At 70.3% G+C, this 12,677-nt stretch carries 12 protein-coding genes and 1 tRNA gene; 3 read left to right on the forward strand and 10 right to left on the reverse strand.

All coding sequences use genetic code 11. The annotated features are described in order from the left end of the window. Positions 1 to 87: 87 nt before the first annotated feature. From IE260_RS05095 to IE260_RS05105, 3 genes are read right to left on the reverse strand one after another with little or no spacing between them, the layout of a single operon-like run. Positions 88 to 996 carry a carbohydrate ABC transporter permease gene (locus tag IE260_RS05095; protein WP_189869247.1) on the reverse strand — a complete coding sequence of 303 codons (909 nt, stop codon included), beginning with the start codon at positions 994 to 996 and terminating at the stop codon, positions 88 to 90. 12 nt (positions 997 to 1,008) lie between these two features. Then, complete coding sequence (locus IE260_RS05100) at positions 1,009 to 2,022, reverse strand: carbohydrate ABC transporter permease (RefSeq protein ID WP_189869418.1); 1,014 nt, start codon at positions 2,020 to 2,022, stop codon at positions 1,009 to 1,011. Between the two features lie 5 nt (positions 2,023 to 2,027). Beyond that, positions 2,028 to 3,353: an ABC transporter substrate-binding protein gene (locus tag IE260_RS05105; protein ID WP_189869248.1), complete on the reverse strand. Its 1,326-nt coding sequence runs from the start codon at positions 3,351 to 3,353 to the stop codon at positions 2,028 to 2,030. Positions 3,354 to 3,714: 361 nt separating this feature from the next. On the opposite strand from IE260_RS05105, the gene IE260_RS05110 reads away from it, so the two are divergent. Next, entirely contained in the window at positions 3,715 to 4,770 is a 1,056-nt protein-coding gene (locus tag IE260_RS05110) for a LacI family DNA-binding transcriptional regulator (RefSeq protein ID WP_189869249.1), read from the forward strand. 71 nt (positions 4,771 to 4,841) lie between these two features. Here IE260_RS05110 and IE260_RS05115 read toward each other — a convergent pair. The 4 genes from IE260_RS05115 to IE260_RS05130 form a co-directional block, all read right to left on the reverse strand. Beyond that, positions 4,842 to 4,914: transfer RNA gene (locus IE260_RS05115), tRNA-His, on the reverse strand. 145 nt (positions 4,915 to 5,059) lie between these two features. Continuing rightward, the gene (gene orn / locus IE260_RS05120; RefSeq protein WP_189869250.1) at positions 5,060 to 5,662 is read right to left on the reverse strand and encodes an oligoribonuclease; all 603 of its coding nucleotides are present in this window, start codon (positions 5,660 to 5,662) and stop codon (positions 5,060 to 5,062) included. 190 nt (positions 5,663 to 5,852) lie between these two features. Continuing rightward, positions 5,853 to 7,058 (reverse strand): helix-turn-helix domain-containing protein, encoded by a 1,206-nt coding sequence (locus IE260_RS05125; protein WP_189869251.1) that lies wholly within the window; start codon positions 7,056 to 7,058, stop codon positions 5,853 to 5,855. 377 nt (positions 7,059 to 7,435) lie between these two features. Then, entirely contained in the window at positions 7,436 to 7,780 is a 345-nt protein-coding gene (locus IE260_RS05130; protein WP_189869252.1) for a hypothetical protein, read from the reverse strand. Between the two features lie 322 nt (positions 7,781 to 8,102). Between IE260_RS05130 and IE260_RS05135 the strand changes: the two genes are divergently transcribed. After that, positions 8,103 to 8,630 (forward strand): universal stress protein, encoded by a 528-nt coding sequence (locus IE260_RS05135; protein WP_189869253.1) that lies wholly within the window; start codon positions 8,103 to 8,105, stop codon positions 8,628 to 8,630. A gap of 175 nt (positions 8,631 to 8,805) precedes the next feature. Then, complete coding sequence (locus IE260_RS05140; RefSeq protein WP_189869254.1) at positions 8,806 to 9,369, forward strand: GPR1/FUN34/YaaH family transporter; 564 nt, start codon at positions 8,806 to 8,808, stop codon at positions 9,367 to 9,369. Between the two features lie 172 nt (positions 9,370 to 9,541). Here IE260_RS05140 and glmS read toward each other — a convergent pair whose 3' ends face one another. The 3 genes from glmS to IE260_RS05155 all read right to left on the reverse strand — a co-directional run bounded on the left by glmS (position 9,542) and on the right by IE260_RS05155 (position 12,605). Then, positions 9,542 to 11,359, reverse strand: coding sequence for a glutamine--fructose-6-phosphate transaminase (isomerizing) (gene glmS, locus IE260_RS05145; protein ID WP_189869255.1), 1,818 nt, complete (start codon positions 11,357 to 11,359; stop codon positions 9,542 to 9,544). A gap of 13 nt (positions 11,360 to 11,372) precedes the next feature. Then, a complete protein-coding gene (locus tag IE260_RS05150) occupies positions 11,373 to 11,630 on the reverse strand; it encodes a hypothetical protein (RefSeq protein WP_010986670.1) in 258 nt (85 codons plus the stop codon). 99 nt (positions 11,631 to 11,729) lie between these two features. After that, positions 11,730 to 12,605, reverse strand: a complete 876-nt coding sequence (locus IE260_RS05155; protein WP_189869256.1) for a DUF4429 domain-containing protein — start codon at positions 12,603 to 12,605, stop codon at positions 11,730 to 11,732. Between the last annotated feature and the right edge of the window lie 72 nt (positions 12,606 to 12,677).

Below are 12,677 nucleotides of genomic sequence, written 5' to 3' on the forward strand. Positions count from 1 at the left end.
GGTCGTGGAAGACCGACGACCTAAGCGAGGAAGAGGGGATGGGGGAGAAGCGGGGCCGGAGCGTCGGTGGCCCGGCCCCGGAGGATGTCAGCCCTTGACGGCCCCCTGCATGATGCCGCCCACGATCTGCTTGCCGAAGACCGCGAAGACCAGCAGCAGCGGCAGCGTGCCGAGCAGCGCGCCCGCCATGATCAGGGACTGGTCGGGGGTGTAGCCGCGGCCCAGGCCCGCCACCGCGACCTGCACGGTCGGGTTGCCGTTCTGCGTCAGCACCAGGAACGGCCACAGGAAGTCGTTCCACGTCTGCACGAACATCAGCATGCCCAGCACGGCCATAGCGGGCCGCGCCGCCGGGAACACGACGTGCCACACCACCCGCCAGCTGCTCGCGCCGTCGACGCGCGCGGCCTCGATGATCTCGTCCGGCAGCGCCTGCAACAGGTACTGCCGCATGAAGAACACCCCGAACGCGCTGACCAGCGACGGGAAGATCACCGCCTGGAGCTGGTCGGTCCAGTCGAGCTTGGCGACCATCATGTACAGCGGGATGATGCTGAGCTGCGGCGGCACCATCATCGTGCCGACCACGATCAGCATCATCGCGTTGCGCCCCTTGAACCGCAGCTTGGCGAAGGCGAACCCCGCGATCGTCGACAGGAAGACGATGGTGAGCGCCGAGACACCGGCCACGATGGTGGTGTTGAGGAACGCCTCGCCGAGGTTGGCGTCCTTCCAGGCGATCTCCAGCTTGTCGAAGAGGTTGGAGCCGAACCACAGGGGCGGCGGGGTCTGGGCGAGGCGCTGGTTGTCGCGGGAGGCGGCGATCGCCGTCCACACCAGGGGGAACAGCGAGCCGATGGTGAACAGCGCCAGGATGATGTACGCGATCGGCCCGGCGTGCATCTGCCCGCCGGCGCGGGCCGCCTTGGGGCGCCGCGTCCGCCGGGGCGGCTCGGGCACCGGCCCGGCCGGGGGTTTCGTCAGGGTCGTCGTCACGGCCGGTTCTCCTTAACTACTGGCGCGCAGCCGGCGCGAGATGACGTAGTTGACGATCCCGATCACGATGAGGATCAGGAACATCGTCCAGGCGATCGCGGAGGCACGGCCCAGGTGCTGGTTGACCCAGCCCTGCTCGTACAGGTACAGGCCGAGCGTCTGGAACTGGTGCTGGGAACCGCCGGAGGCCCCCTTGTTGGCGTCGAACAGCAGCGGCTCGCCGAACAGCTGCGAGGCGCCGATGGTCGACACGACGACCGTGAACAGGATCGTCGGACGCAGCGAGGGCAGCGTGACGTGGATGAACTGCCGCCACCGGTTGGCGCCGTCCAGCGCCGCCGACTCGTACAGGTCCTGCGGGATCGCCTGCATCGCGGCCAGGTAGATCAGCGCGTTGTAGCCGGTCCAGCGCCAGATCACGATGGAGGAGACCGCGAACTGCGACGCCCAGTGGTCGTTCTGCCAGTCGATGTTGTCGATGCCGACGAAGCCCAGCGCCCAGTTGATCATCCCGTAGTCGCGGCCGAAGAGCAGTACGAAGACCAGGGACGCGGCGGCGATCGACGTGGCGTACGGGGCCAGCATGACGACCCGGTAGAAGGTCGAGCCCCGCAGCTTGTAGTTGAGGATGTGCGCGAGGCCCATCGCCATCAGCAGCTGCGGCACCGTGGAGATGATGCCGATCGTCAGCGTGTTCTTCGCGGCGTTCCAGAAGAAGTCGTCGTCGAAGATGCGGGTGTAGTTGCGCAGGCCCACCCACGACATGTCGGTCGGCGCCGTCAGCTCCACCTGGTGCAGCGAGGCCCAGCCGGTGTAGACCAGCGGGAACAGGCCGAACGCCAGGAACAGCAGGAAGAACGGCGAGATGAACGCGTACGGGCTCCAGCGCATGTCCCGCTGCCAGCGGCGGGAGAGCCGGGCCCGCTTCTTCGCCGCCTCGGCGGACGCCCCTTCGGCCGGGGGGCGGCCCGGGGCCGCGCCCCCCTCCTTCGTGGGGGACGCGGCGGTGTCGTGCCTGGTCACCATTCCGGTCACTGGTCCAGGTTGTTGTCGATGGTCTTGGTGGCCGTCTCCCAGGCCTCCTTGGGCGACTTGCCCTGGGTGACGAGGATGACGCCGTTGTCGGTCAGACCCTGCTGGATGATCTGGTCCTTCGGGCCGATCACCTGGGTCGGGATGGCCTCGGCCGCCTTGGCGAAGATCTCACCGATCGGCGAGTCACCCGTCATCTCGTTCTTCGCCCCCGTCACCTGGGGCATGGAGTACGCCCCCGGTGCGCTCGGGAAGCTGCCCTGCACGGCGAACAGCTTGGCCTGCTGCTCCGGCGCGGTCAGCCAGGCGGCCAGCTTCTGGGCCTCTTCCACGTTCTTGCCGCTCTTGGGGACGCCCAGGAAGGTACCGCCCCAGTTGCCGGCCTTGGGCGCGGCGGCCACGTCCCACTTGCCGGCGGCCTCCGGCTGGGACTTGCCCTTGATGGTGCCGATCATCCACGGCGGGCAGACGACGGTGGCGAACTTGCTGTTGGCGATGGTCTGGTCCCAGGCCGGCTGGAACTGCGTCTGCGACTGGACCAGTCCCTCCTCGGCGGCCTTCGCGGTCAGGTCGAAGGCGGCCTTGACAGCGGGGTTCGTCTTGTAGACGACCTCGCCGGAGGAGTCGTAGAACTTCTCCGACTCACTGCTGAGGACGGCGTTGATCAGACCGCCGGGGGAGTCCATGAAGTAGGTGCCCTTGGGGGCCTTCTTCTTGTACTGCTCACCGGCCTCGACGAGCTTGTCCCAGTCGCCCGCCCACAGCTTGCCGACCTCCTCGCGGTCGGTCGGCAGGCCCGCCTTCTCGAACAGGTCCTTGCGGTAGCAGATGGCCATCGGGCCGATGTCGGTGCCGAGGCCGACGGTCTTGCCGTCCTTGGTGGTGGCCTGCTGCCACTTCCAGTCCAGCCAGTCGCTCTTCTTCACGCCCGAGACCTTGGACATGTCCACGAACTTGTCCGCCTGGGTGCCCACGACCTCGGCGATGTTGCCGACTTCGATGGCCTGGATGTCCTGCAGGCCGCTGTTGGTCGTGAGGTGGTTGACGAGAGCGGGGTAGTAGTTCTCGTTCCGCTCGGTGACGTTCTCCTCGATGTTGATGTCGGGGTTGAGCTTCTCGTACTCCTCGTAGAGGCCGGCCTCTTTGAAGCCCATGGTGCCGAACAGTCCCAGGGTGATCGTGGTCTTGCCGCTGCTGTCGCCCGACGACGAGCCGGAGTCGTCACCGCCGTCGTCGGCACAGCCGGCCAGCAGCCCGGCGCCCAGCGACGCGACGGCCGCGAGGGCCAGCGCCCTGCGGGCGGTTCCTGTGCGTGCTGCTCGCATTGCGTCCTCCTGTTGCCCTGACGTACGACCCCCCGGCCAACTGCACTGTTGGGCCCGTTACTTCGTGTTCGTTCTACGCTGCGGCTCGGGCGGGGAACGTGCGGGATGTGTATGTGCCAGGTAGTGTGGGAGCGCTCCCACAAGTGATGTGTTGAAGAGTCGTCGGTCCGGGCGGGGGTGTCAAGGGAGCAGACGCGACCAAGTGCGTTCAGTTATCGGCCTGTTAACTGGAGGCCGGGAAGCTCGCGGAGATCGTCCGCCGCGCAGTGGGCGGCGGCCCGTGGCCGGTCGTCACATCGGACCGGCCTGTTAAATTCCAGGCCAGCCGCAGAGTGCGGGGTGTCGACGGGAGGCGGAGCCGATGGCAAGCCACGGAGCGCGTGGGCGGAGCGGTGGCCGGCCCACCCTCGAAGAGGTGGCGGCACGCGCGGGCGTCGGCCGGGGGACGGTCTCCCGGGTGATCAACGGCTCGCCCCGGGTCAGCGACGCGACCCGGGCGGCCGTCGAGGCGGCGGTCGCGGAACTCGGTTACGTCCCGAACACCGCGGCCCGTGCCCTGGCCGCCAACCGCACCGACGCGATCGCCCTGGTCGTGCCGGAGCCGGAGACCCGGTTCTTCAACGAGCCGTACTTCTCGGACATGCTCAAGGGCGTCGGCTCCGAGCTGTCCGACACCGAGATGCAGCTGCTCCTGATCTTCGCGGGCAGCGACCGGGAGCGGCAGCGGCTCGCCCAGTACCTGGCCGCGCACCGGGTGGACGGCGTCCTGCTGGTCTCGGTGCACGCCGACGACCCGCTGCCCGACCTGCTGACCCAGCTGGAGATCCCCGCGGTGATCAGCGGCCCCCGCTCGGCCACGGAGACACTGGCGTCGGTGGACTCGGACAACTACGGCGGTGCCCGCTCGGCCGTCGAGCACCTGCTGTCCCGGGGCCGCGGGCGCATCGCCCACATCACCGGCCGCCTCGACGTCTACGGCGCCCAGCGGCGCGTCGACGGCTACCGTGACGCCCTGCGTGACGCGGGCCACGCCGCCGACGACCGGCTGATCGAGGCGGGCGACTTCACCGAGGAGGGGGGCCGCCGGGCGATGGCGGAGCTGCTGCACCGCTGCCCCGACGTGGACGCCGTCTTCGCCGCCTCGGACGTGACCGCGGCGGGCGCCCGGCAGGTCCTGCGCGAGAAGGGCCGGCGCATCCCGGACGACGTGGCACTGGTCGGCTACGACGACTCGGCCATCGCCCGCCACATGGACCCGCCGCTGACCAGCGTCCGCCAGCCCATCGAGGAGATGGGCCGCGCGATGATCGACCTGCTGCTGACGGAGATCGCCGACCGGCGCCCGGCGGCGTCCCGGGGACTGGAGCGGCACCAGGCGGTGCTGGCGACGGAGCTCGTGGAGCGCGCGTCGTCCTGACCCGGCCGGGCCCGTGGCGCAACGCAATCAGCCGGTGACCTTCTCGCGAAGGCCACCGGCTGATGTGTCAGGGTGAGTGACGGGACTTGAACCCGCGACTTCCTGGACCACAACCAGGTGCTCTACCAGCTGAGCTACACCCACCACGACCGGTGCTCGGAAACCTTTGGTGGGTTTCCCCGACCGGCCGAGAAAAAGTGTACAGGGTCCGAAGGGGTGCTCGCGCACGCCTTTCGCCGCGCCCCTGTCCGAGGGCACCCGGGTGGCCCCCGAACGGCCCCCGTCCTGCCTACTGAGCAGGCAGGACGTGCTTGGCGGCGATCGCCTTGGCGGTGTCGGAGTCGGGGCCCGGCTGCGGGACGAAGACCGCCTCCCGGTAGTAGCGCAGCTCGGCGATGGACTCGCGGATGTCGGCGAGCGCGCGGTGGTTGCCGTTCTTCTCGGGACTGTTGAAGTACGCCCGCGGGTACCAGCGGCGGGCCAGCTCCTTGATGGAGGAGACGTCGACGATCCGGTAGTGGAGGTAGTCCTCCAGCGTCGGCATGTCCCGCAGCAGGAAGCCGCGGTCGGTGCCCACCGAGTTGCCGCACAGCGGGGCCTTGCCGGGCTCCTTGACGTACTTCTTCACGTACGCCAGGACCTGCGCCTCGGCGTCCTCCAGCGTCGTGCCGCCGTCGAGCTCCGCGAGCAGCCCCGACGCGGTGTGCATCTGCCGCACCACTTCCGGCATGGTCTCCAGGGCCCGCTCGGGCGGGCGGATGACGATGTCCACGCCCTCGCCGAGCACGTTCAGCTCGGAGTCGGTGACGAGGGCGGCCACCTCGATGAGCGCGTCGTCGGACAGCGAGAGGCCGGTCATCTCGCAGTCGATCCACACCATGCGATCGTTCATGCGAACACCCTACGGCGCCCGTCCGGGGGGTGAGCCGGGGTGTGCGTGACCTTGTTCACCGGGTTGCCCGGCGTCGGCGCGGGTGCGGCCGGGGCTGCCGCATCCGGGCCCGCGCTTTCGGGCCGGGCGGCCCCGTCCGCGAACGCCGGACGCCGGACGGGCTGATCTTGCCCGTCCGGCGTTCAGAGGTTCACGGCGCGCTGCGTGGCCCCGGAAGGCTTGCCGCCGTGGCCGGCAGCGGGGGCGCCGTGCGGCGGGTCTGGAACGGCACCGGGCTGTCCGGCTGGAGAGCGGCCGGCTGCTGCCCGTTCTCCGCCGCCGCGGAGGCGCGGGTGGCACCGGTGCCGCCGCCCTCGCCGTCCGTCGGTCTGTCGCCCTGCGGCCGGCGCGCCCGGTACGCGGCGCGGTAGGCGGCAGGGGACGAGCCGAGCTGACGGCGGAAGTGGCCGCGCAGCGCCACCGGCGAGCGGAAGCCGCAGCGGCCCGCCACCTCGTCCACCGAGTAGTCGGACGTCTCCAGCAGGCGCTGCGCCTGGAGCACCCGCTGGGTGATCAGCCACTGCAGCGGCGCACTGCCGGTCAGCGAGCGGAAGCGGCGGTCGAAGGTGCGGCGGCTCATGTACGCGCGCGCCGCCAGCGTCTCCACGTCGAACTGCTCGTGGAGGTGCTCCAGGGCCCAGGCGACGACCTCGGCGAGCGGGTCGGCGCCGATCTCCTCCGGTAAAGACCGGTCGAGGTAGCGCTCCTGGCCGCCCGACCGGCGCGGGGGGACCACCAGGCGGCGGGCCAGTGCTCCGGCCGCCTCGTTGCCGTGGTCCGTGCGCACGATGTGCAGGCACAGGTCGATGCCGGCCGCGGTGCCCGCGGAGGTGAGCACGTCGCCGTCGTCCACGAACAGTTCTCGCGGGTCGACGTGCACCGACGGGTAGCGCTTGGCCAGCGTCGGCGCGTACATCCAGTGCGTGGTGGCGGGGCGGCCGTCCAGCAGGCCCGCGGCGGCCAGCACGAAGGCGCCGGTGCACAGCCCGACGATGCGGGCGCCCTCCTCGTGTGCCCGGCGCAGGGCGTCGAGCGCCTCCTGCGGTGGCGGCGAGGTGATCGACCGCCAGGCGGGCACCACGACGGTGCCGGCCCGGGAGATCGCCTCCAGGCCCTGTGGCGCGGTGAGTTCCAGGCCTCCCGTGGTCCGCAGCGGGCCTTCCTCGCCGGCGCACACCAGCAGTCGGTAGCGCGGCACTCCGGCGTCCTGGCGGTCGATCCCGAACACCGACAGCGGGATGGAACTCTCGAAGATGGGGCCGCCGCTGACCAGCAGCACCGCGACGATCTCCTTGCGGCGTCGCCCGGACAGCTTCCGGGCCGCGGTTTCCGGCGCGGCAGTGGAGTCGTGGCTCATACTGCTAAGCCCCCCTCGGTGGTCGCGGCTCCTCGGTTGTGTCGCTCCTGCACGTTTCCCCTCGGTCCTGCACGAGTCCCCCGCCGTAGACAGTCAAGATCGAATCTACTGTGTCCCGCCGCGCCGAGTTGGCCGGTTCGGCACTTGGGACATTGTCGACATGGCAACTTGGCGTGAAGCATTCGATCACGAAGCGTTGCACTCCCGCGCGTCGCAGGGAAGTGCGCCTTGTGGCAGTGGCCAATCCCCGTAGGGTGCGCAGGGTCGTGGAGACCCTTTCCGTGCAGGTGGAACGGGGGTTGGGGGGTGGTTCGGGCAGGGGATGCGCCATGGACAGAAGTTGGCTGAAAAGAAGCGGGCGCGTGCGCGGAAACCGGTCAGCCGACCGGTGTGTTCTCCCCGGTCCGCCGCCCGCCCCCGCGCGCCTCGGGGCCGGCCCCGTGACGGCGTCCGCGCCGGAGTGCGCCGGGCTCGGCGCCCGGGCCCGCCGCGAGGCGCTCCGACCGGCGCAGCAGCACGCGGCAGACGCCCGTGACGGCGGCCAGACCGAAGGCCGTGCCGGTGGCACCGGCCAGCGAGGCGCCGTACCAGAGCAGAACGACCGGGACGAGGACACAGCTGAAGGCCGCCCAGCGGACCAGCTCGGTGACGCCGTCCCGGGGCCGGGAGGCGTCTTCGGGGGTGCCGGACGGCGGCTCGGCGGGGTCGTGCGGTCCGGACATGCGAGCTCCCTGGGGCGTCGTTGACCGGATCAACGTCCGGGATGTCGCCTCGGTCACGTCCGGTCACGACCGATCACGGTGAGGTGGGGCGCACGGGCAGTTGAATCCCGTGCAAACCGCCTGTACAGCGCAGCAACCATTGCGTTACGGGCGCCCCCTCGTGCATGCTCCGGGGAACCGCGACGGAGCGTACGCGGGATCTGGGCGAAGGAGGCGTGCCGCCGTACCCTTGGGGGTATGGGGTTGGGAAGATGATTCCCGGACACAGCTCCGCCGCACACGGACGTCCCTCCCATAAAAGGATCTGAACGCCGAGACAGCCATGGCCGGTCACGAATTCTTCGAACCCGCGGACCGCAAGCGGCCCGTCGCCGAACCCACGGCGGCCGAGCCCCTGGCGGCGGAAGAGGCACGTCACTCGTGCGACCCCGCCTTCAAGCACGGCGTCGTCGTCGGCTTCGACGGCTCCACGTCCAGCGAGCGCGCCCTCGCGTACGCCATCGGCATGGCGCGGCGACTGGGTTCGGGCCTGGTCATCGTGCACGTGGCCAACCGGCTGCCCACCACGGTGTGGGCCGGCTGCGAGCCACCGGTCTTCGTCGATGTGCCGGACCACCGCACCGAGGTGCTGGGTCTGGAGCTGGCGTGTGCGGACTACCTCGCCGAGGTGCCCTGGATCCTGGTCGAGCGCGGCGGTGACATCTGCCACGAACTCGAAGAGGTGGGACGGGAGTACGAGGCGGACGCCATCGTCGTCGGCTCCAGTCACGGCCTCGTGGGCCGGATCTTCGGCTCCGTCGCCGGGCGGCTCGCCAAGCGGGCGCAGCGGCCCGTCGTGGTCATCCCCTAGCGCCGGCTTCCCGGCGGCCGGCTCCCCGGCGGTCGAGGCGCCTCGCGATCGACCCGCCTTGCGGTCAACTCCCTTGCGGACAACCCGAATCTACCGGTGCGTAGAGGTGTTTGTGCTCTTGTGAAGGGCATATACGGGTCACCGCACAACTGCACATGCATGAAGGGAGCCCGCCGTGGACAAAGACGTCTCTGCGGGAAGCACCACCACGATCGTCGGCCGACTCGCCCTCGGCATCACCCTGCTGGCCTTCGGCCTCGGCTCGACCGGAGCGATCGACGGCGTGACGGCGGCGGACGCCGTGACCGTCGCCCAGTACGTCGGCGGAGTCACCCTCTTCGTCGCCGGCCTGCTGGCGCTCCGCGACCGTGACACCGGCGCGGGTACGGCCTTCGCCGCGCTCGGCGCCCTGTGGTTCACCTGGGCCGTCTCGGCCGACAACCAGGTCACCGCCAACGCCGCGGGGCTCTTCCTGCTCCTCTTCGCCCTCGTGGCCCTCTCGCTGACGTTCGCGGGCGGCGACCTGCTCGGCCAGGGCACCTACGGGCTGCTCTTCGTGTCCCTGCTGCTCATGGCCATCGCCCGCTTCGCGGACGGCGAGGCGCTGGGCAAGGCGGGCGGCTGGTTCGCGGTCGCCGCGGGCGCGGTGGCCTGGTACGCGGCGACCGCGGCCCTGGCCCACTGGCCGACGGCACTGCCGAGGCGCGCTGCGGGCCGGGGGGTGACGGCCACCGGTTAGCTGCGCAGGCCGGGGGTGGGGCAGCCCCCGGCATGGGGACGGCCCCCCGCGTGACGGTGGCACACGTGGGGGGCCGTTCGGTTGTCCTGCCTGTGCGGGTGCGTTGTGGTTGCTCGCGCCCACGCGGCGGAGCCGCAAACCGACGCAGCCCCGCACCCCTTTCAGGGGCGTTCTACTCCACCGTCACCGACTTGGCGAGGTTGCGGGGCTTGTCGATGTCCCGGCCCAGGGCCAACGCCGTGTGGTAGGCGAGGAGCTGGAGGGGGATGCCCATGAGGATGGGGTCCAGTTCGTCCTCGTTCTTCGGGACGACGATCGTGTGGTCGGCCTTCTCCTGCTCCTGGTGGGCGACCGCGAGGATCTGGCCGCTGCGGGCCTTGATCTCCTCCATGGCCGCCCGGTTCTTCTCCAGCAGGTCGTCGTCCGGCACGATCGCGACCGTCGGCAGGGCGGGCTCGATCAGGGCGAGGGGGCCGTGCTTGAGCTCGGAGGCCGGGTACGCCTCGGCGTGGATGTAGGAGACCTCCTTGAGCTTGAGGGAGGCCTCACGGGCCACCGGGTAGCCCCGGACGCGGCCGATGAAGAGCATCGAGCGGGCCTCGGCGTACTGCGCGGCCAGCTGCTTGATGTCCTCCTCCTGCTTCATGATCTCGGAGATCTGCTCCGGGAGCTTGCGCAGACCCTCGATGATCCGCTTGCCGTCCCGCACCGACAGGTCGCGGGTGCGGCCCAGGTGCAGGGCGAGCAGCGCGAAGGCGACCGTGGTGTTGGTGAAGCACTTGGTGGAGACCACGCACACCTCGGGGCCGGCGTGCACGTACATGCCGCCGTCGGCCTCGCGGGCGATCGCCGAGCCGACGACGTTGACGATGCCGAGCACCCGGGCGCCCTTGCGCTTGAGCTCCTGCACGGCGGCCAGCACGTCGTACGTCTCACCGGACTGGGAGACGGCGATGTACAGGGTGTCGGGGTCGACGACCGCGTTGCGGTAGCGGAACTCGGAGGCCGGCTCGGCGTCCGCGGGGATGCGGGCCAGCTCCTCGATCATCTGGGCGCCGATCATGCCGGCGTGGTACGAGGTGCCGCAGCCGAGGATCTTCACCCGGCGCACGGCACGCGCGTCGCGGGCGTCCAGGTTCAGGCCGCCGAGGTGCACGGTGGAGAAGCGGTCGTCGATCCGGCCGCGCAGCACGCGGTCCACGGCCTCGGCCTGCTCGTGGATCTCCTTGTGCATGTAGGTGTCGTGGCCGCCCATGTCGTAGGAGGCGGCCTCCCACTCCACGGTGGTGGGCTCGGCGGTGGTGCGGGTGCCCTCGGTGGTGTACGTGCGGAAGTCGTCGGCCTTGAGGGTGGCCATCTCGCCGTCGTCGAGGGTGACTATCTGCCGGGTGTGGGCGACCAGCGCGGCGATGTCCGAGGCGACGAACATCTCCTTCTCACCGATGCCGAGGACCACCGGGGAGCCGTTGCGGGCGACCACGATGCGCTCGGGGAAGTCGGCGTGCATGACGGCGATGCCGTAGGTGCCCTCGATCACCCTGAGGGTCTCGCGGACCTTGTCCTCCAGCTTCTCGGCCGTCGAGCGGGCGATGAGGTGGACGAGGACCTCGGTGTCGGTCTCGGAGAGGAACTCGACGCCGTCCGCCTCCAGCTTGCGGCGCAGGTCGGCGGCGTTGTCGATGATGCCGTTGTGGACGACGGCGACCTTGTTGTCGGCCGACATGTGCGGGTGGGCGTTCACGTCGGACGGGGCGCCGTGGGTGGCCCAGCGGGTGTGGGCGATGCCGGTGGTGCCCTTGAAGCGCGCCGGGACCTTGGCCTCCAGGTCGCGGACCCGGCCCTTGGCCTTGACCATCTTCAGGCCGGCCGTCTTGGGGGACGTGACGACGATGCCCGCCGAGTCGTAGCCGCGGTACTCCAGGCGCTGGAGGCCCTCCAGGAGGAGCGGTGCCACATCACGCTTGCCGATGTATCCGACAATTCCGCACATATATACGTATTCCTCAGCCGTAGACGATGCGGCGCAACTGGCGGAGCGTCAGCTCCGGTGGTGCCACCGCGCGGTACTTCAGGTCCGCCTCGATCCGCTCGAAGATCGTCGCGTTCACCAGCCCCTGAGCCTGCAGTTCGCGGTGGCGGCGACGGACGTACTCCTCGGTCGTCTCGTCGAAGTAGGCGAGCACGTCCTGGATCACGCGCAGCGCCTCACCCCGGTTGAGGGGCGTGGACCGCGTCAGATGATCAACAAGTTCGTCGTGCACCCGGTAGATCCTGGGGTAAGGGCGAGGGTTTCGCAAGAATCCTGCCCGATTTCGGGCAGGCGGTGAAGGGGTGTCTGTGCGGCCTGTGTGTGATGCGGCTTACATTCGCTTCAGTACCGCCTGCTTGGCCAGGGCGAACTCGTCGTCCGTCAGCACCCCGGCGCGATGCAGTTCGCCAAGCTCCCGCAGCCGCCGCAGCAGCGCGTCGTGGTCGTCCTCCGCGGCGGGGGCGGGCGCGTCCTGGACCGGCTCTGCGGCCCTGTGGGCGACCGGGGCGGCCGGATGCGGGAGCCGGGCCTGCACGGCGGCGGCGACCAGGGCCATCAGCGGGTCCTTCTTGAAGCCCCACAGCTCGACGGCGTTGGGGTCGTACTTCGGCGGGGCCTTGGTCGGCGCGTTCCTCACGGTGAACCGGAGGCAGCCGTTGTCCAGGCCGGCCGCCGGGTGCCACTCCACGGCCGCGATGTCGTCGAGGGAGAGGGTGCGGGCGCCGGCGGCGACCTTGGAGTCCTCCGTCTTCCAGTTCCACTCCAGGCGGACGCGCTCGCCGTCGAAGCTCGCGGTGCCGTCCCCGGCGGAGACGGACAGCGGGACGGACGGGCCCGGCAGCAGGTACGCGTCCACCGGGCCGGACGGAACCCGGTCCAGGAGCAGGGCGCCCCGGACCTCGTCCACGAAGTACTCCGCGACGCCGTACCGGTCGGACTCCACCACCAGCTGGTACGGGTCGTGCGGCTCCGTCAGCCGTCCGCCGGTCGCGTGCAGCAGCGGGTCGGCGCCGTCCCGCAGGCGCAGTCGCAACCGCCCTGTCTTCTTGCCCTGCTCGAACGATATGCCGGCCAACGCATCCAAGGGCACGACGAGTTCACCCACGGTCTTGCGGAGCAGGCTGACGTTCTTGTCCCGGCCGGGGGTCAACCGCAGGACATCGCCGTCGAAGGTCCAGGTGCCGTCCTTCTGGATGATTTCCGCCATGAGGTGATTGTTTCACCGCTTCTGCGGGAGCGGGATCTGCGAGAGGGTGGTCTATACCCGTCGGGGTTCCTG

This window comes from Streptomyces viridiviolaceus (genome assembly GCF_014650995.1).
Taxonomy (GTDB): Bacteria; Actinomycetota; Actinomycetes; order Streptomycetales; family Streptomycetaceae; genus Streptomyces; species Streptomyces viridiviolaceus.